General features: G+C 73.1%; 11 protein-coding genes. 8 read left to right on the forward strand and 3 right to left on the reverse strand.

Going from position 1 to position 19112, the window contains the following annotated elements:
• Nucleotides 1-334 precede the first annotated feature (334 nt).
• On the forward strand, nucleotides 335-4144 hold the full coding sequence (locus ACFV4P_RS31855) for a beta-N-acetylglucosaminidase domain-containing protein (RefSeq protein WP_380476971.1): 3810 nt from the start codon (nucleotides 335-337) through the stop codon (nucleotides 4142-4144).
• 140 nt (nucleotides 4145-4284) lie between these two features.
• Here ACFV4P_RS31855 and ACFV4P_RS31860 read toward each other — a convergent pair whose 3' ends face one another.
• Nucleotides 4285-4902, reverse strand: coding sequence for an HNH endonuclease (locus ACFV4P_RS31860; RefSeq protein WP_083647247.1), 618 nt, complete (start codon nucleotides 4900-4902; stop codon nucleotides 4285-4287).
• A 191-nt stretch (nucleotides 4903-5093) separates the two neighbouring features.
• Between ACFV4P_RS31860 and ACFV4P_RS31865 the strand changes: the two genes are divergently transcribed.
• Nucleotides 5094-6161: a mechanosensitive ion channel family protein gene (locus tag ACFV4P_RS31865; protein ID WP_380476973.1), complete on the forward strand. Its 1068-nt coding sequence runs from the start codon at nucleotides 5094-5096 to the stop codon at nucleotides 6159-6161.
• A gap of 69 nt (nucleotides 6162-6230) precedes the next feature.
• On the opposite strand, the gene ACFV4P_RS31870 is transcribed toward ACFV4P_RS31865, so the two are convergent.
• The gene (locus tag ACFV4P_RS31870; protein WP_380476975.1) at nucleotides 6231-8867 is read right to left on the reverse strand and encodes an SdrD B-like domain-containing protein; all 2637 of its coding nucleotides are present in this window, start codon (nucleotides 8865-8867) and stop codon (nucleotides 6231-6233) included.
• A 213-nt stretch (nucleotides 8868-9080) separates the two neighbouring features.
• Nucleotides 9081-11699 carry an SdrD B-like domain-containing protein gene (locus tag ACFV4P_RS31875; protein ID WP_380476977.1) on the reverse strand — a complete coding sequence of 873 codons (2619 nt, stop codon included), beginning with the start codon at nucleotides 11697-11699 and terminating at the stop codon, nucleotides 9081-9083.
• A 278-nt stretch (nucleotides 11700-11977) separates the two neighbouring features.
• Here ACFV4P_RS31875 and ACFV4P_RS31880 point away from each other — a divergent pair, with 278 nt between their 5' ends.
• From ACFV4P_RS31880 to ACFV4P_RS31905, 6 genes are all read left to right on the forward strand, one after another.
• Nucleotides 11978-13180, forward strand: a complete 1203-nt coding sequence (locus tag ACFV4P_RS31880) for an ROK family transcriptional regulator (protein ID WP_198953417.1) — start codon at nucleotides 11978-11980, stop codon at nucleotides 13178-13180.
• Between the two features lie 180 nt (nucleotides 13181-13360).
• A complete protein-coding gene (locus ACFV4P_RS31885) occupies nucleotides 13361-14725 on the forward strand; it encodes an ABC transporter substrate-binding protein (RefSeq protein WP_380476979.1) in 1365 nt (454 codons plus the stop codon).
• A gap of 10 nt (nucleotides 14726-14735) precedes the next feature.
• Nucleotides 14736-15692, forward strand: a complete 957-nt coding sequence (locus tag ACFV4P_RS31890; RefSeq protein ID WP_380476981.1) for a carbohydrate ABC transporter permease — start codon at nucleotides 14736-14738, stop codon at nucleotides 15690-15692.
• Between the two features lie 5 nt (nucleotides 15693-15697).
• Nucleotides 15698-16597, forward strand: a complete 900-nt coding sequence (locus ACFV4P_RS31895) for a carbohydrate ABC transporter permease (RefSeq protein ID WP_380476983.1) — start codon at nucleotides 15698-15700, stop codon at nucleotides 16595-16597.
• Nucleotides 16598-16605: 8 nt separating this feature from the next.
• Entirely contained in the window at nucleotides 16606-17886 is a 1281-nt protein-coding gene (locus ACFV4P_RS31900; RefSeq protein ID WP_073815135.1) for a 6-phospho-beta-glucosidase, read from the forward strand.
• A gap of 52 nt (nucleotides 17887-17938) precedes the next feature.
• On the forward strand, nucleotides 17939-18958 hold the full coding sequence (locus ACFV4P_RS31905; protein WP_380476985.1) for an N-acetylglucosamine kinase: 1020 nt from the start codon (nucleotides 17939-17941) through the stop codon (nucleotides 18956-18958).
• The last annotated feature ends 154 nt before the right edge of the window (nucleotides 18959-19112 follow it).

Consider the following 19112-nt stretch of genomic DNA (forward strand, 5'->3'; position numbering starts at 1 on the left):
TCGGGTTCCCGAACGCCGACAGGCACAGTCCTACCCGCGCGCCCCTCCCCCGACCCCGACCGACACGGCGGCCCGCCTTCACCGGACGGGTGAACGTGGCATCGCCGGGTTGCCGCGGGCCCGGCCTCCGTCCGCCCGAGGTGTCGTCCCGTCATCGCCGCGGTGTCGGCGGGGTGTTCGACGGCACCGGCGATATCAGCCGATAACGGACATAGCCGCCAGGGACGTTGACAGGGACGCGGAGAGCTGATGGGCTGGTCGGGCCGGATGGCCGCGGGGGGCCGGGGCGGGCTGTGGGGGCCGGTGAGCTGGCGGTTCGGGCGAGGAGGCTCCGGTGCGGGCACGGGTGTCGGTGGCGGCCGGGCGTCGGCTGCGTCAGCAGTTGGAGCAGAGCGCGGCGTTGCGTGAGGTGCTGCACCACCCGGCGGCGCTGACGGCGCGCCAGGTGGCGGCCAGGACGGCCCGCCAGTTGGCGCCGAAGGCGGCGGACCGGTTCATCGCGGACATCAAGGGCACGGACCCGCTGCTGGCGTCGGTGCGCGCCGAGCGGCGGGCGGGCCGGCGCGGCAGCGCGCTGCGGCTGGCGGCGACGCTGTCGGCGGCGGCCGTGGTCGGCGGGCTGCTGATCCCGGGCGAGAGCTTCGCGGCGCAGCCGGGCGACCGGCAGGCGGTGTCGGCGGAGGCCGAGGTCCCGGCCGCGGTGGAGGCCCCGCTGCCGCTGGGTTCGCTGACGGACCCGCAGGTGTTCCCGCGTCCCCAGCAGTTGCGTCCGGGCGGGAAGCCGGTGGCGGTGCCCCGCAAGGCGACGGTGGTGATGGCGGACGGCGCGGACGGGGCGGCGATGGACGCGGTGCGCGCGCTGCTGACCCGGGCGGGCGCGGCCGAGGTGACGACAGTCCCGGAGGCCCCGGAGACTCCGGAGGCCGGGTCGCTGGTGGTGTTCGTGGGCGGCCCGCGCGAGGGCACGGGCGGGGCGACCGACCGGGCGCTGCGGGCGCTCGCGGCGGCGGGGGGCCTGAAGGACACCGAGGTGCCGCCGCTGGCGGGCCTGCCGTCCGGCGGCCACCTGCTGGCGACGGGTCAGCTGCCGACGGCGGGCGGCGCGTACGGCGCGGTGGTGCTGGCGGGCGTGGACGGCGAGGGCACGTTCTACGCGGCGCAGTCGCTGGCGCAACTGCTGGCGCCGGTCGGCGCGGGGCAGGGCCAGGGCGCGGCGGCCGACGGCAAGGGCTTCCCCGGCGTGCTGGTGCGGGACTGGCCGAGCGGCTCGCCGGTGCGCGGCACCGCCGAGTCGTTCTACGGGGAGCCGTGGAGCGCCGCGCAGCGGCTGGCGACGGTGGACTTCCTGGGCCGCACCAAGCAGAACTTCTTCCTGTACGCGCCGGGCGGCGACCCGTACCGTTCGCGCCGCTGGGCCGAGCCCTACCCGGCCGAGCAGGTGCGGGAGTTGACCGAGCTGGCGGGCCGGGCGCGGGACAACCACGTGACGCTGGCGTACTCGGTGAACCCGGGGCAGTCGTTCTGCTTCTCCTCCGCCAAGGACCTGGACGCGCTGGTCGCCAAGCTCGACGGGCTGCGCCAACTGGGCTTCCGGGCCTTCCAGTTGGACTTCGTGAACGTCTCGTACGACGAGTGGCACTGCGGCACGGACCGGCGGAAGTTCGGCACCGGCCCGGCGGCGGCGGCGAAGGCGCAGGCCGCGGTGGCGACGGCGGTGCAGAAGCGCCTGGTGGCGCCGCACCCGGAGCTGGCACCGCTGTCGGTGGTGCCGACGGAGTTCCAGAAGCAGGGCGCGACGCCGTACCGGACGGCGCTGGCGGCGGCGCTGCCCGCCGAGGCGCAGGTGGTGTGGAGCGGCGGCGCGGTGATCGCCAAGCAGGTGACGGGCTCCCAACTGGCCGACACCCGGCGGCTGTTCGACCGTCCGCTGGTGACGCTGGACAACTACCCGGTGAACGACTCGGCGCCGGACCGGCTGTTCCTGGGCGGCTACGGCGGCCGGGACGCGGAGGTGGCGCAGCGTTCGGCGGTGCTGCTGACCACGGCGATGAGCCAGCCGGTGGCGTCCCGGATCCCGCTGGCCACGGCCGCCGACTTCGGCTGGCAGCCGGCCGGCTACCAGCCGGAGAAGTCGATGTCCTCGGCGCTGCGGATGCTGACGGCGGGCCCGGCGCAGCAGGCCGCGGTGGCGGCGCTGGCGGGCAACAGCGCGTCCTCGCCGCTGGGCGGCAAGGAGTCGGCGTACCTGACGCCGCTGGTGGAGCGGTTCTGGGCAGCGGCGGAGCCGGCCTCGGGCGGGCCGGTCGACCAGGCGAAGCTGCGGGAGGCGGCGCAGCCGCTGCGCGAGGCGTTCACGGTGATGGCGGACGCCCCGAAGACGCTGGCGAGCGACCCGCTGGGCGCGGACGCCGCGCCGTGGCTGTCCCGGCTGTCGGCGTACGGCGCGGCGGGCCGGGCGGCGCTGGACATGCTGCTCGCGCAGCACGCGGGCGACGGCACCGCGGCCTGGCAGGCCCGGCTGGAGCTGGGGCGGCAGCGCTCGGCGCTGGAGCAGAACCCGGTGACGGTCGGCAAGGGCGTGCTGGACCCGTTCCTGGACCGGGCGGTGAAGGCCGCCGACACCTGGGCGGGCATCACCTCGGGCGCGTCCCCGACCACCACGCTGGGCACCGCGCACGACCACGGCCCGGCGCTGATGGCGGACGGCTCCGCGCAGACCTTCTACTGGTCGTCGGCGCCGCCGCAGGTCGGCGACAGCTTCGGCCTGGACCTGGGCACCCCGAAGCCGCTGGGCACCGTGACGGTGCTGATGGGCGGCCAGGGCGACGACCCGGACGCGTCCTCGGCGGCCGACGACTACCTGCGCGACGGCGTGCTGGAGTACTTCAGCGGTTCGGGCGGCTGGCAGCGGCTGGCGACGGTCCACGACCAGCGGACGGTGGTCGTGAACGCCCCGGCGGGCGCGGTCGCCAAGGCGGTGCGGCTGCGCTCCACGGGCGGGCAGAAGACCGCGGTCGCGGTGCGCGAGTTCACCGCGGTCGCGCCGGGCGCGGTGGACGCCGAGGTCAGCGGCCCGCCCGCAGTGCCGGGTTCGTCCCCGGACGCGGTGCTGTCGGGCGACCCGGACTCCGCGTTCCGGGCGGCGGCCCCGCCCCGGGTGGGCGACGCCCCGCTGACGGTGGAGCTGGACACGGCCCGCCCGCTGGACCGGCTCACCGTGCTGACCGACCCGACGGTGCGCGCCGAGGCGACCGCGCAGGTGCGCCACGCGGACGGCACCTGGGCCGACCTCGGCGCGGTCCACCCCGGCTACAACGAGCTGCGCGCCGACGGCGGCCCGGTGGACGCGTTCCGCCTGGTGTGGCGTCCCGGCGGCGAGGCCCCGGTGGTGAACCAGGTCATCCCGTGGTACTCGGACGTCCCGGCGGCCCGGGTGACGCTGGCCGACCCGACGCTGGACGCGGTGGCGGGCGGCGCCCCGTCGCAGACCCGGGCCACCGTGGAGTCCGGCCGCCCGGACGCGCTGACCGGCCAGCTGAAGGCGGAGGTCCCGGCGGTCGCCAAGGGCCTGACGGTGACCCCGGCCCCGACGGTGACGGTGCCGCGCGGCGGCAGGGCGGGCGCACCGGTGCAGGTGTCGGCGGCCGCCGACACCCCGTCGGGCACCTACCGGGTGCCGGTGGTGTTCACGGCGGGCACGCTGACCGTCCGGCAGGAGCTCCTGGTGCACGTGGTCCCGCCGACCGGCGGCCCGGACCTGGCGCGGTCCGCCGCCGCGTCCTCCTCGGGCGACGACTCCGGGAAGACCCCGGCGGCGGCGATCGCCGACGGCGACCCGAAGACCTCCTGGACGTCCCCCGCGAAGGACGACGCCTGGGTGCAGCTGCGGCTGCCGCAGGCCGCCCGGCTGGGTTCGGCGGTGCTGCGCTGGGGCGACGCGTACGCCTCCCGGTACCGGCTGGAGACCTCGGCCGACGGGGTGACGTGGACGACCGTGGCGGTGGTGGAGAACGGGCAGGGCGGCACCGAGACGGTCCGCTTCGACGCGCCGGGCGCGCAGTACCTGCGGGTGCAGGGCGTCAGCCGGGCCGGCCGCTACGGCTACACGCTGTCCGCCGTCGAGGTGTACGCCGTCACGTCCTAGCCGCCGCCACGTCCCGGCCGCCGTCACGCCCCGGCCGCCGTCACGCCCTGCACGCGGCGGGCCGCCGACGCTCCCGCTGAGGGGTGCGCCGGCGGCCCATGAGGCGTACCGAATGTCGTGTCGGGCAGGCCCTTGTCTGATCAGGCGGAGAGCGGAGCGTGCTGCTCGCCGCGGCGGACGGGACGGGTGCGGACCGGGGACGGAACGGCGGGCGGCAGCTCCGTATGGTCGTGGTGTTCGAAGTCCCGGAACTGGTCGAGGCCGCCGTACGGCTCCAGGTAGGGCCGCCAGCGCGGATCCTTGATCCCGGTGCCGATGACCCGCCAGGCCAGGCCGCTGGGCGCGGCCGGGGGGCGCTTCATCCGCCAGCCGAGGTCGGCGAGGTGCCGGTCGGCCTTGGTGTGGTTGCAGCGGCGGCAGGCCGCCACCACGTTGTCCCACCGGTGCTGACCGCCCCGGCTGCGCGGGATCACGTGGTCGACGCTGGTGGCGGCGGCCCCGCAGTACACGCACCGCCCGTGGTCGCGTGCGAACAGCGCACGCCGGGTCAGCGGTACGGGGCCTCGGTAGGGGACCCGGACGAAACGGGTCAGTTTGACGACGGACGGCGCCGGAACGGCGCTGGTGGCGCTGTGCAGAGTGGTTCCCGCGTCCTCCAGGGCGATCGCCTTGTGGTTGAGGACGAGGATGAGTGCGCGTCGCATCGAGACGACACCGAGTGGCTCGTACGACGCGTTGAGGACAAGGACATGCGGCACGGGGCCTCCTTGGACGCCTGCGGCGCGTGGCTCGCGCCGAGTCGAGCGGTCGATCGTGCCCCTCGCGGGACGCGATCTCCCTCAGTGTCGCCTTACGCCCAGGCACGACGCCACCATTTCTCTGTGAACGGGCCGTCCGGGCGGGTGAACGGGCCTCTGGGGAGGCAATCGTCAGGCTCTAGAGTGGGGCGATGCTCGCCGATTCTCCTCCTGACAGCACGCCGCCGACCTTCAACCTGCCCACCAGCGCCGCCGAGGTGACCGACTCCACCCGGCAGGCGGCCAGCTGGCTCGACGACAACTGGCAGGGCTGGCTGGTCGACGGGCTGCGGATCGTCTTCATCCTGCTGCTCGCGCTGATACTGCGGGCCGTGGTCCGCAAGGTCATCGACAAGCTGGTCTCCCGGATGGGCCGCCCGTCCGTGGCGGACGACGACCACGGCGTGCTCGGCGGGCTGCTGGCCAACAGCGGCGTCGTCAACACCGAGCGCCGCCAGCAGCGTTCCGAGGCGATCGGCTCGGTGCTGCGTTCGGTGGCGTCCTTCAGCATCCTCGGCACCGCCTCGCTGATGGCACTGTCGGTGCTCGGCGTGGACCTCGCGCCGCTGCTGGCGTCCGCCGGTGTGGCCGGTGTGGCGATCGGTTTCGGCGCCCGGAACCTGGTCACCGACTTCCTCTCCGGCGTCTTCATGATCATGGAGGACCAGTACGGCGTGGGCGACGAGATCGACACCGGCGTCGCCACCGGCACCGTGCTGGAGGTCGGCCTGCGGGTCACCAAGCTGCGCGGGTCCGGCGGCGAGATCTGGTACATCCGCAACGGCGAGGTCAAGCGGATCGCCAACATGAGCCAGGGCTGGGGCACCGCCTCGGTGGACGTCCAGGTCGGCTACAAGGAGGACCTGGACCGGATCGAACTGCTGGTCACCGAGGCCGCCGACCAGCTCTCCAAGGAAGCGCCCTACGACGAGCTGATCTGGGGCCGGGTCAAGGTGCTGGGCGTCGAGGAGGTGGCCGTCGACTCGATGCTGCTGCGGATCGAGGCCCGCTGCACGCCCGGCAAGTCCGCGCAGGTCTCCCGCGCGCTGCGGCTGCGCCTGAAGGCCGCGTTCGACCTGGCCGGCGTCAAGCTCAAGGAGGAGGCGGCCGCCGCCGTCCCCGCGCAGGCCGCCGCCCCCGAGATCCTGCCGCCGTCCGCGCTGTCCGACCCGAGCTCGGCGCGGTCGCTGGCGGCCAAGCCGATACCGACGCAGCCGTAACGCGCCGCCGACGACGAGAGGGGCCCCGGGAGTTCGCACTCCCGAGGCCCCTCTTTCCGTCCCTGCCGATCAGCTGCTGCGGCGCCTGCGGACGGCGACCAGCAGGCCGGCGCCGGCCGTCAGCAGGGCCGCGCCGCCGACCAGGGTGTACCTGAGGGCGGTGTCGTCCGTGCCGGTGTAGGCCAGGCTGCCGCCCGAGGACTGTGCGGGCTGCGAGGGCTGCGACGGCGCGGGCGCGGGGTCCGCCGTGGGCGTCGGGGTCGGGGCCGGGGTGCTCGGGGACGGCGGGAGCAGCTCGTTGACGGCGGTGGTGCTGACGCCGTCCTCCAGGTGCTCGTCGTCAAGGACCACCGGGCCGAGGACCGGCTGTTCCGGGGCCTTGTAGCCCTTGGGCGGGCTGACCTCCTGCCAGTAGTACGCGCCCGCTTCGGCGCGGCGGGTGCAGGTGCCGTCGTCGCCGGTGGTGCACGGGTCGCCGACCTTGGCGTCGGCCTTGTAGCCGTCGGTCTGCAGACCGTCGGTGCCATTGGTCTCGCGCCACAGCTGGAACACGGCTCCGGGCAGCGCCTTGCCGTCCTGGTCGTTCTTGACCAGGCGCAGTTCGCCCTGCTGGCGGCCGAAGCCGAAGTCGAGGCTGTGGCTGTTCTGGCCGGGGCCGCCGGTGGTGAGGGCCAGTTCGGCGCCGGTGGTGGGCGTCCAGTGGTGGAGCGGGCCGCCCTTGGCGTAGTCCGCCGGGTTGTCCGGGCGCACGGTGTAGGCGGTGTTGGGCTTCAGGCCGCCGGTGACGTTGGTGTTGTCGAAGTAGTACTCGCCGCGTTCGTTCGTGGTGGTGGTGCCGACCTTCTTGCCGTCCGCGTCGTACAGGTTGACGGTCACTCCGGCGGCGGGCCGCTGCTGCGGGAGTTGCTGCCCGGAACGCTCGGGGTCGTACCAGACCCGGTTGCCGATCTGCAGCGGGGCGCGGTCGCAGAGCACTTCGAGGTCGCCGATCGAGGTGCCCTTGCCGAAGGTGGGGTGCGCCTTGTCGTTGAGGCGCAGGCCCGCGCCGGGGTCGACGCCGCCGTCGCGCAGGGTGAACAGCGGGCCGTAGCCGTAGGTGGTGTTGTCCGGGTCGACGCCGGCGGTGGCGATGGACGGCTCCACCTTGGACAGCGCCAGGCCCGCGTAGGCGGCGTACGGGTGGTAGACGGTGACGCGGTGGACGTCGAAGAACTTGCTGCCGCGCGTGTCGATGCCGCAGCCCTGGTTGACGTCCAGCACGTACCTGCCGCCGGACGGGCAGGCCTTGTCGAGGTCGCCGCTCGCCCAGACCGGGGCGGTCAGGTTGTCGGCGGAGATGCGGTCGGCCAGCCGGTCGCGGAAGGCCAGCAGCATGGAGCCGTCGGTCTCGAAGCCGATCTCGCCGAGCTGCGGTTCGGGCTTGGCGAAGGCGGTTCCCGTGCAGAGCGCGCCGTCGGTGCCGGTGGGCCAGGCGTCGGTCCACGGGAACCAGCCGGTGCCCCGGCAGAGCGGGTCCTTGTTCCAGCTGGTCTGGACGGTCTGCAGGCGGGGGTGGTCGAGCGGCTGGTCGAGGACGGCGACGCCGAACGTGCCGGTGGCCGGGTCGAAGGGCAGCACGATCGCCCGCAGGTCGCCGGCCCGGCCGGTGGACTGGCCGGAGCAGACGCCGCCGAGGTAGCCGGTGCCGTCCTGCATGCCGAGGCCGAACGGCCGCCAGTCGTCCGCCGACGGGCAGTCGGGCGTCGGAATGGCGTAGACGGCCTTGGGCTTCTCGACGGTGGCCGCCGTGGCATCGTAGCGGTACAGCTTGCGGTTGTTGAGGTTGACCACGTACAGGTCGCGGCCGTCCTCGGAGAGCTTGATCCCGCCGAGGCTCTCCTTGCCGGGGGCCGCGATGAACCCGGCGTCGTCGCCGCCGTGCCGGGTCGGGCCGGCGTCCGGGACGGTGGTGAACAGCGAGGTGGTCTTCGCGGCCGGGTCGGTGACGTAGATCGCGCCGGGTCCGTTCGGGCCGTACGGGGAGCCCGCCTTGGCGAACGCCGCGCCGAACAGCCGCCGGTCGTCGCGGTTCCAGGCCAGGCCGAAGACCGTGCCGGTCTGCGGGGCGGTGGCCAGGTCGGTGATCTGCGCGGCGCCGCCGTTGGACGTGCGGGCCCGGTACGGGAAGCTCACCAGCGTGTGCCCGCCGACCGGTTCGGTCCGGGTCGGCTGGCAGGCGGTGGCCAGCGGGGCGTTCTGCTGACAGTAGTCGGACGGGTTCCACAGGCCGGTGGTGACGCTGGCCTGCTTGCCCGCCGACAGGTCGACGAACTCCTCGTTGCTGCTCAGCGCGTTCGGGGCGCCCAGGCCCGCGCGGGAGGCGAACGCCGGGTACAGCACGCCGGGTTGAGGGTTGACCACGTCCACCCGGTACCTGCCGGTGGCGGTGGGCTTGGCGGGCGTCAGCGTGACCGTGCCGTCGGCGGCCGTGACGCCGGTGCGCACCGCGCCGTCCTCGCCGGTCAGGGTGACGGTGACCCCGGCCAGGCCCGGCTCCAGCGCCGGGGTGTACGTCCCGCTGTCGTCCACGGCGCGGACCACCCGCACCGTCACCGACCCGTCGGCGGTGGCGGCGGGTGCGGACACCGCCGGGCCGGTGGCCAGGCCGGCCGCCAGCAGAGCGGCCAGCGCGGCGGATCGCCGGAGCCGCTGTCTCGTGGGTTGCACGTCTCTCCTTCGTTCCGGCGCGCCCCTCCCCCCAGGAGGGGCGCGCTCCGACGGAGGCTAGCGGGTCGCAGCGGCGGTTCGGAAGCGATGATTCCGTTTTCACCCGATAGGACAACAGCACGACTGAGTAACGGAGATGACGAATCTTCAGCTCGCGGAGACGGCAAGGGCCCCGGATGGCTTCCGGGGCCCTTGTCCGTCATTGACCGTGCGTCAGCCGGTACGCCGCCTGCGGACGGCGATCAGCAGTCCGGCGCCGGCCGTCACCAGGATCGCGCCGCCGACCAGGGCGTACGTGAGGGTGGTGTCGTCCATGCCGGTGTAGGCCAGGCCGCCCGAGGGCGCCGACGGCGTCTGGGTGGGCGCCGGCGTCGGGGCCGGGGTGCTCGGGGCCGGGGGGATCAGCTTGTTGACGGCCGTGGTGCTGACGCCGTCCTCCAGGTGGTCGTCGTCGAGCACCACCGGTCCGAGGACCGGCTGTTCCGGGGTCTGGTAGCCCTTGGGCGGGGTGACCTCCTGCCAGTAGTACATGCCCTTGTCGGTGACGGTGCGGCAGGTGCCGTCGTCGCCGGTGGTGCACGGGTCGCCGACCTTGGTGTCGGCCTTGTCGCCGTCGGCCTGGAGCCCGTCGGCGCCGTTGGTCTCGCGCCACAGCTGGAACACGGCTCCGGGCAGCGCCTTGCCGTCCTGGTCGTTCTTGACCAGGCGCAGTTCGCCCTGCTGCTGCATGAAGCCGAAGTCGAAGGTGTGGTCGTTCTGGCCGGGGCCGCCGGTGGTCAGGGCGCGTTCGACGTACTTTCCGCCCTTGGGGACGGTGCCGTCGGAGTCGATCGCCCGGTTGGAGCCGACGTTGTCCTTGGTCGGGACCCAGTGGTACAACGGGCCGCCCTTGGCGTAGTCCGCCGGGTTGTCGAGGCGGACGGTGTACGCGGTCTTCGGCTTCAGCCCGCCGGTGACGTTGCTGTCGTCGAAGTAGTACTCGCCGCGCGCGGTGGTCTTCGCCGTGCCGACCTTCTTCCCGTCGCCGTCGTACAGATTGACGGTCGCGCCCGCCACCGGCTTCTGCTGCGGCAGTTGGAGACCGGAGCGCTCCGGGTCGTACCAGACCCGGTTGCCGATCTGCAGCGGCGCCTTGTCGCAGAGCACCTCCAGGTCGGCCATCGACGCGCCCTTGCCGAAGCTGGCGGTGCCGTTGGACAGCTCATTGCCCAGACCCGGGTCCTTCGCGCCGTCGCGCAGGGTGAACATGGTGCCGGCCGACCACGCGTGCCCCAGCACGTCGTAGCCGGAGGTGGCGATGGAGTTCTCCACCTTGGACAGCGCCATGCCCGCGAAGGTCGCATAGACGTGACCGATGCGCTCGGTGTTGAAGAAGCCCTTGCCGCGGGTGGTGATCCCGCAGCCGAGGTTGACGTCCAGCACGTACTGGTCGCCGGACTTGCACGCCTTGTTCAGGTCGCCGGAGGCGGCCGAGACGATGAACTCGGCGCCCGGCACCCCGGAGCCGCTGGTCTGGTCCGAGTAGCGGTCGCGGAACGACAGCAGCATCGAGCCGTCGGTCTCGAAGCCGATCTCGCCGAGCTCGGGCTGCCCGTAGTAGTAGCACGTCCCGGTGCCCGGCTTGGCGTTGGTCCACGGGTACCAGTAGTAGCCGCCGCACACGGCCGGCGGCGTGCCCCGGTGGTCGAGGGGCTGGTTCAGCACCGCGGCGCCGAACTTGCCGGTCTCCGGGTCGAACGGGAACACCACGGCCCGCAGGTCAGCGAGCTTCTGGGTGGACTCGCCGGAACAGACGCCGCCGACGTAGCCGACGCCGTCCTGGATGCCGAGGCCGTAGGGCCGCCAGTCGTCCGCCGACGGGCAGTCGGGCGCCGGAATGGTGTAGACGGCCTTCGGCTTCTCGACGGTGGCCGCCGTGGCGTCGTAGCGGTACAGCTTGCGGTTGTTGAGGTTGACCACGTACAGGTCGCGGTTGTCCTCGGAGAGCTTCAGCCCGCCGAGGCTCTCCTTGCCGGCCGCGGTCAGGTAGCCGACGTCGCCGCCCGCGGTGTGCGGCGTGGCGCCGACATCGGGGACGGTGGTGAACAGCTTGGTGGTCTTCGTCGCCGGGTCGGTGGCGTAGATCGCGCCCGGGCCGCCGGGGCCGTAGGGCGCGTCGCGCTTGGCCTGGGCGGAGCTGAACAGCCGCCGGTCCTCGCGGTTCCAGGCGATGCCGAAGACGTTGCCGGTGTCACCGTTGGTGGCGATGTCGGTGACGTCCTTGTTCATGCCGCGCGACTCGTACGGGGCGCTGAGCAGGGTCCGCCGGGTGGCGGGCTCGGCGACCGAGGGCTGGCAGGCGGTGGCCAGCGGCGCGTTCTTCTGGCAGTAGTCGGACGGGTTCCACAGGCCGGTGGTGACGCTGGCCTGCTTGCCCGCCGACAGGTCGACGAACTCCTCGTTGCTGCTCAGCTTGTCCGGCGCACCGGCCAGGCCCTCGCGGGAGGCGAACGCCGGGTACAGCACGCCCGGCTTCGGATTGACCACCTCCACCCGGTACTTGCCGCTGGCGGTCGCCTTGGCGGGCGTCAGCGTGACCGTGCCGTCGGCGGCCGTGACGCCGGTGCGCACCGCGCCGTCCTCGCCGGTCAGGGTGACGGTGACCCCGGCCAGGCCCGGGTTCAGCACCGTGCTGTACGTTCCGCTCTCGTCCACCGCGCGGACCACCCGCACCGTCACCGACCCGTCGGCGGTGGCGGCCGGCGCGGACACCGCCGGGCCCGTGGCGATCCCGGTCGCGAGTAACGCCGCCAGTGCGGCGGTGCGCCGGTATCCGTTCTTCTTGAGTTGCACGTTCTCCCCTCCTCCTGTCGCGCGCCCCTCCCCCGGAAAGGCACACACGATGGGACGGAGAGTAGCGGTCCCGTGAAGTCTTCGGAACACCGCCCTCCGTTTCACCCGTTCGGGGCAACACGACTGCCTGGCAGCAGACCTGACGATGCGTCAGGCAAGGGGCGGCCGACACCTCGCCGCACGCCCCCGAAACGAACGCGCGCCCGACCGTTGACATCGCGGCGCGCCGATTGGAAACTTTCCTAACAGTCGGCCGCGTCGGTGTCACCGGATGGAGGATGATCGGGCCTGTGACCACCCCGAACAGATCCCGTAACCCCCTGGCCGGCACGCCCAGCCTGCTCCGGGCCATAAACGACCGCGCCGCACTGGAACTACTGCTCGCCAACGGCCCATTGTCCCGCACCCAGATCGGCAGCCTGACCGGCCTGTCGAAGCCGACCGCGTCCCAGCTGCTGGCCCGGCTGGAGGCTGCGGGGCTGGTGGTCCCGGTGGGCACCACCGCGGGCGGGCCGGGGCCCAACGCCCAGCTGTACCAGGTGAATCCGGCGGCCGGGTACGTCGCGGGCCTGGACGTGACCAGCACGACGGTGCGGGTCGCGGTCGCCGACATCACCGGGGTGACGCTGGCCGAGCACCAGGTGTCCTGCAAGGGCTGGCCGGCGGCGACGACGGTCCCGCGGGTCGCCGAGGCGGTCGCCGAGACGGTGCGCCGCGCGCAGCTCCCGCCGGGCTCGCTGCGCGAGGCGGTGATAGGGATCGGTGGCGCTCCGGACCCGGTGACCGGCAAGCTCCGCTACGCCTCGCACCTGCCGGGCTGGCACTCGCCGCGCCTGACCGAGGAGTTGGCCGCGGCGATCGGCGCGCCGGTGACCATCGAGAACGACGTCAACCTGGCGGCGGTGGCGGAGCAGTCCGTGGGCGCGGCGGCCGGCTGCGAGGACTTCGTGCTGCTGTGGGCCGAGGAGGGCATCGGCGCGGCGATCGTGCTGGCCGGCCGCCTGCACCGCGGCTTCACCGGCGGCGCGGGCGAGGTCGGCTACATGCCGGTGCCGGACGCGCCGGTGACGGTGAGCGCCCGCCGCAAGCACACCGGCGGCTACCAGGACCTGGCCGGCGAGCCGGCGGTGCTGGCGCTGGCCCGGGCGCACGGCATCCGCGGGGCCGACGCGGCGCAGGCGGTGGCCGCGGCCCTGGACGCCCCCGGGGGCGAGGCGTTCCTGGCGGAGCTGGCCGAGCGCCTGGCGGTCGGGCTGGCGGTGATCGCCTCGGTGGTCGACCCGGAACTGGTGGTGCTCTCCGGCGGCACCCCGACCGCGGGCGGCGAGCGCCTGCGGGAGCTGGTCCAGCAGGCGCTGGGCCGGATGTCGCTGCCCCGCCCGGAGGTCAGGCTGTCCGCGCTGCCCGGCTCCCCCGTCCTCGCCGGTGCGCTGCAGCGCGCGCTGGCCACCACCCGGGACGCCCTGTTCAGCACCCGCTGAAAGGTTCCCGCCCGCACCTCCGCTCCGCACGCCCACTCCGCACCTCCGCTCCGCACCTCCGCTCCGCACCTCCGCTCCCCCGTCAGATCCGCAGTCCGATCCGCACGAACCCGCTCCCTCCCCCCGCACGGGCGCCGGACCCACCGGCTTCGCCCGTACCCTCGTCAGGAGTGCCATCCCGTGGACACCACTCGCAGCTCCCCGCTCGCCCGCCGCCGCCCGCTGGCCGCGCTCGCCGCCGCGCTCTGCACGGCCTTCCTGGCCTCCGCCTGCACCGGCACCGACTCCGGTGGCGCGGAGGACGGTTCGGCGGCCGGGCAGGACGTGACGATCACCTTCTGGCACGGCTGGAACCAGGACAACGAGGTGAAGGCGATCAACGACAACGTCGCCGCCTTCGAGAAGCTGCACCCCAACATCCACGTCAAGGTGCGGGGGGACATCGCCGACGAGAAGAGCGAGCAGGCGCTGCGGGCCGGCGGCCCGGACGCGCCGGACGTGGTGTCCTCGTTCAGCACCGACAACGTCGGGAAGTTCTGCTCCTCGCACGTGTTCGCCGACCTCGGGCCGCTGCTGAAGAAGGACGGCATCGACCCGGCGAAGACCTTCCCGCCGGCGATGCTCCAGTACAGCCAGTACCAGGGCAACCAGTGCACGCTGCCGCTGCTCGGCGACGCCTACGGCCTGTTCTGGAACAAGACGGCCTTCGCGAAGGCCGGGATCAGCGGCCCGCCGAAGACCTTCAGTGAACTCGCCGAGGACGCCGTCCGGTTGACGATCCCGTCCGGCGACTCCTACCAGCAGCTCGGCTTCATGCCGAACTACCACGGCTACGAGACGCCGATCGCGCACTACCTCGGCCAGTACGGCTCCACCTGGTTCGGCCCGGACGGCAGGTCCACCGTGGCCACCGACCCGACCGTGACGGCGATGCTGACCTGGCAGAAGCAACTCGTCGACCGGCTCGGCGGGTTCGAGAAGCTGGAGAAGTACCGGACCGGCTTCGGCGACGAGTACAGCGCGAAGAATCCGTTCACCACCGGGCAGGTCGCGATGAGCATGGACGGCGAGTGGCGGACCGCCGCGCTCGCCGACGACAAGCCGGACTTCGAGTGGGCGACCGCGCCGTTCCCCGTCCCCGACGAGCTCGCCTCCACCTACGGGCGCGGCTACCAGACCGGCACCATCATCGGCGTCGCCAACAACTCCCGGAAGCGCACCGCCGCCTGGGAGTTCGTCAAGTACCTGACCACCGACACCGACGCGGTGGTGTCCTTCGCCAACGCCATCCACAACGTGCCGAGCACCCTGGCCGCGCTGGACTCACCGAAGCTTCAGGTCGACGCCAACTCCAGGACCTTCCTGGACATCGCCCGCAACCCGAACTCCTCCACCACCCCGGCCAGCATCAACGGCGGCGCCTACCAGATCTCGCTGCAGAACTTCAGCTTCGAGGTGGAGTCCGGCCAGCAGACCGACCTGAAGGCGGGCCTCACGGCCACCGCCAAGGAGATCGACGACGCCGTCAACCAGGCGAAGAAGTGACGGGCGCGCCATGGCACTGGTGACTTCCCCCGTCCCGCCGGCGCTGCGGGCCAAGCGCCGCCGGGAGCGGGTCAGGACGCTGGCGTTCCTGTCCCCGTGGCTGGTCGGGTTCGGGTTCTTCTTCCTGTACCCGCTGGTCTCGACGGTCTACTTCTCGTTCATGAGCTACGACGGGTTCCTCCCGCCGAGCTTCTCCGGACTGCAGAACTGGGACTTCGTCTTCACCAAGTACCCGCCGTTCTGGACGGGCCTGGGCAACACGCTGTGGCTGGTCGTCGTGATGGTGAGCCTGCGGGTGGTGTTCGGCCTCGGCATCGGGATGCTGATCACCAAGGTGAAGAGCGGCGCCGGGTTCTTCCGCACCGCCTTCTACCTGCCGTACCTGGCCCCGCCGGTGGCCGCCACCATGGCCTTCGCGTTCCTGCTGAACCCCGGCACCGGCCCGGTCAACCACCTGCTGGGCGAGCTCGGCCTGCCGCAGCCGGGCTGGTTCAACGACCCGTCCTGGTCGAAGCCGGCGCTGACCCTGCTCGCCATGTGGGGCATCGGCGACCTGATGGTGATCTTCATGGCGGCGCTGCTGGACGTCCCCCGGGAGCAGTACGAGGCGGCCGAGCTCGACGGCGCGAGCGCCTTCCAGCGGTTCCGGTACGTCACCCTGCCGAACATCTCGCCGATCGTGATGTTCGCGGTGGTCACCGGGGTGATCCAGACCATGCAGTACTACACGCAGGCGATCGTCGCCGGGAAGGTCGCCTCCGGCGTGATCGGCGGCTCCGGGCAGCAGTTCGATCCCGGCTACCCGTCCGGCTCCACCTGGACGCTGCCGCAGATGGTCTACAACCTCGGCTTCCAGCACTACGACTACGGCTCGGCGTGCGTCGTCGCGGTCGTCCTGTTCGCCCTGTCGATGGCGTTCACCTCGCTCCTGCTGCGCCGCAGGTCCGGCTTCCTGGCGGAGGACTGACTGCCATGACCCTTGCCCCCGCCCTGCCGCGCGAGGCCGCGGCCCCCGGCTCCGCCACCGGCGCCGCGCGCACCGCCCGCCGCCGGGCCGCCCTGCACTGGGTGGCCGTGCACGCGCTGGCGATCGCCGCCGCGCTGTTCTTCGTGCTGCCGTTCGTGTTCGTCTTCCTCACCTCGGTGATGACGGACCACCAGGCGCTCACCTCCGACCTGTGGCCGACCCACTGGCAGTGGTCGAACTTCGCCAAGGTCTGGAACACCCCCGGCTTCCTCACCTGGTGGCGCAACACCCTGCTGTACGCGGCGGGCGGCACCGCGCTGACCGTCGCCTCCAGCCTGCCGGTGGCGTACGCGCTCGCCAAGTTCCGCTTCCGGGGCCGCAACCTGGCCCTGATGGCGGTGGTGTCGATGATGATGCTGCCGCCGCAGGTCACGATCATCCCGATGTACCTGTTCTGGGCCAAGCAGCTGCACCTGACCGGCTCGCTGTGGCCGCTGATCATCCCGATGGTCTTCGGCGACGCGTTCTCGATCTTCCTGCTGCGGCAGTTCCTCCTGACCATCCCCCGGGAGAACATCGAGGCCGCCCGGATCGACGGCTGCGGCGAACTGCGCACCCTGCTGCGGGTGGTGCTGCCGATGGCGAAACCCGCCGTCGCCGCCGTCGCGCTGTTCCAGTTCTTCTACTGCTGGAACGACTACTTCGGCCCGCAGATCTACGCCAGCGAGAACCCCGGTGCCTGGACCCTGAGTTACGGCCTGGAGTCCTTCAAGGGCGCCCACCACACCAACTGGAACCTCACCATGGCGGCCACGCTGCTGGTGATGGCGCCGGTGATCGTTCTGTTCTTCTTCGCGCAACGCGCCTTCGTCGAAGGCGTCACACTGACAGGGGTCAAGGGCTGATGTCCGCACTGAAGTTGGCAATAGTCGGCGGCGGTTCCACCTACACGCCGGAGCTGATCGACGGGTTCGCGCGGCTGCGCGACACTCTGCCGATCGGCGAACTCGTGCTGATCGACCCGGCGGTCGACCGCCTGGAGCTGATCGCCGGCCTGGCCCGCCGGATCTTCGCCAAGCAGGGCCACGACGCCGTCGTCACCACCGCCACCGACATCGCCGCCGGCGTGCGGGACGCCGACGCGGTGCTGCTGCAACTGCGGGTCGGCGGGCAGGCCGCGCGCAACCAGGACGAGACCTGGCCGCTGGAGTGCGGCTGCGTCGGCCAGGAGACCACCGGCGCGGGCGGCCTCGCCAAGGCGCTGCGCACCGTCCCCGTGGTCCTCGACATCGCCGAGCAGGTCCGCCGCACCAACCCGGACGCCTGGATCGTCGACTTCACCAACCCGGTCGGCATCGTCACCCGCGCCCTGCAGACCGCCGGTCACAAGGCCGTCGGCCTGTGCAACGTCGCGATCGGCTTCCAGCGCAAGTTCGCCGCCCACCTCGGCGTCGACCCGGAGCTGATCCGCCTCGACCACGTCGGCCTCAACCACCTCACCTGGGAGCGCGGCGTCACCCTGCTCGACGCCCCGAACGCCGCCGGCGGCCGCGAGGTGCTGCCGCAGCTGCTCGCCGAACACGGCGCGGCCATCGCCGCCGACCTGCACCTGCCGGAGCCGGTGATCCGGCGGCTCGGCGTCGTCCCCTCCTACTACCTGCGCTACTTCTACCAGCACGACCTGGTCGTCGAGGAGCTCAAGGTCAAGGGCTCCCGGGCCGCCGAGGTCGCCGCCATCGAGCGGCAGCTGCTGGAGATGTACGCCGACCCGACCCTCGACACCAAGCCCGAACTGCTCGGCAAGCGCGGCGGCGCGTTCTACTCGGAGGCCGCCGTCCAGCTGATCGCCTCGCTGCTCGGCACCGACGGCCGCACCACCGTGCAGGTCGTCAACACCCGCAACGACGGCGTGCTGCCGTTCCTGCCCGACGACGCGGTGATCGAGGTCCCCGCCGAGGTCGACGCCGCCGGGGTCCGCCCGCTGCCGCAGCGGCCCGTCGAGCCGCTGTACGCCGGCCTGATCGCCAACGTCACCGCGTACGAGCACCTGGCGCTGGACGCCGCGCTGCACGGCGGCCGCGACCGGGTCTTCGACGCGCTGCTCGCGCACCCGCTGGTCGGCCAGCTGGAACTCGCCGAGCAGCTCACCGACCGGCTGCTCGCGCACAACCGCGACCACCTGAGCTGGGCGTGAACCGCACCATGAGAACGATCCGCACGAAGCACCGCCACGGGGGGACCGGCCGATGAGCCACGACGCACACCTGCCCGGCGTCCTCGCGATAGACGCCGGCAACAGCAAGACCGACCTGGCCCTGGTCGGCGTCGACGGGCGGGTCCTCGGCACCGCCCGCGGCGGCGGCTTCCAACCGCAGCACACCGGCCCGCAGGCCGCGATCGCCGCACTCGCCCCGCTGGTCGAGGACCTCGCCCGCCAGGCCGGCGTCCAACTACGGCCCGGTGGACGGCCGTTGACCGACCACGTCAGCGCCTGCCTGGCCAACGCCGACCTGCCGGTCGAGGAGCAGCGGCTGCACGAGGCGATCGCCGCGCACGGCTGGACGACGTCCGTGCACGTCGCCAACGACACCTTCGGCCTGCTGCGGGCCGGCACCGACGGGCCGCTCGGGGTGGCCGTGGTGTGCGGCGCCGGCATCAACTGCGTGGGCCTGCGGCCGGACGGGCGCACCGCGCGCTGGCCCGCGCTCGGCAAGCTCACCGGCGACTGGGGCGGCGGCGGCGGGCTCGCCGAGGCCGCGATGTGGCACGCCGCCCGGGCCGAGGACGGGCGCGGCGCGCCCACCCTGCTCTCCCCCATGATCGGCGCCCGCTTCGGCCTCGCCGGGGCCAACGCGTTCGCCGAGGCGATGCACCTCGGGCAGCTCGACCCGGCCCGGCTGCACGAGGTCTCCCAGGTGCTGTTCGAGGCCGCCGAGGCCGGCGACGCGATCGCGCTGTCGCTGATCGACCGGCAGGCCGACGAGGTCTGCCGGCTCGCGACCGTCGCGCTCACCCGGCTCGACCTGCTCGACCGGCCGGTGCCGGTGGTCCTCGGCGGCGGCGTGCTGGCCTCCCGGCACCCGCTGCTGATCGACAACCTGACGGCCCGGCTGGCCGCCGCCGCGCCGCTCGCCGAGCCGCGCATCGTGGTCGCCCCGCCGGTCCTCGGCGCGGCCCTGCTCGGCCTCGACCACCTCGACGCCGACCCCGCCGCGCACCGCCGCCTGCGCGACGCCTACCCGACCGCCCACCCGGTCGCCGTCTGACCCGCCGCCCGCCCCGCCGCGGACGGGAGCGCCAGGGACGGGAGCGCCGGGGCAACGGCCCTCGGCGCTCCCGTCGGCACTCCCGGGCTTGACCTTCACCTTCGGGGAAGGCCCAGCATCGGTGGAGCCGGACACCGGTCCGGTACGAGGAGGC

It is taken from the genome of Kitasatospora sp. NPDC059795 (assembly GCF_042732175.1).
Lineage (GTDB): Bacteria > Actinomycetota > Actinomycetes > Streptomycetales > Streptomycetaceae > Kitasatospora.

Coding starts and splice junctions, on each gene's coding strand:
- ACFV4P_RS31880 (WP_198953417.1), top strand. CDS start 11,978: ATGATCGGGCCTGTGACCACCCCGAACAGATCCCGTAACCCCCTGGCC.
- ACFV4P_RS31890 (WP_380476981.1), top strand. CDS start 14,736: ATGGCACTGGTGACTTCCCCCGTCCCGCCGGCGCTGCGGGCCAAGCGC.
- ACFV4P_RS31895 (WP_380476983.1), top strand. CDS start 15,698: ATGACCCTTGCCCCCGCCCTGCCGCGCGAGGCCGCGGCCCCCGGCTCC.
- ACFV4P_RS31865 (WP_380476973.1), top strand. CDS start 5,094: ATGCTCGCCGATTCTCCTCCTGACAGCACGCCGCCGACCTTCAACCTG.
- ACFV4P_RS31905 (WP_380476985.1), top strand. CDS start 17,939: ATGAGCCACGACGCACACCTGCCCGGCGTCCTCGCGATAGACGCCGGC.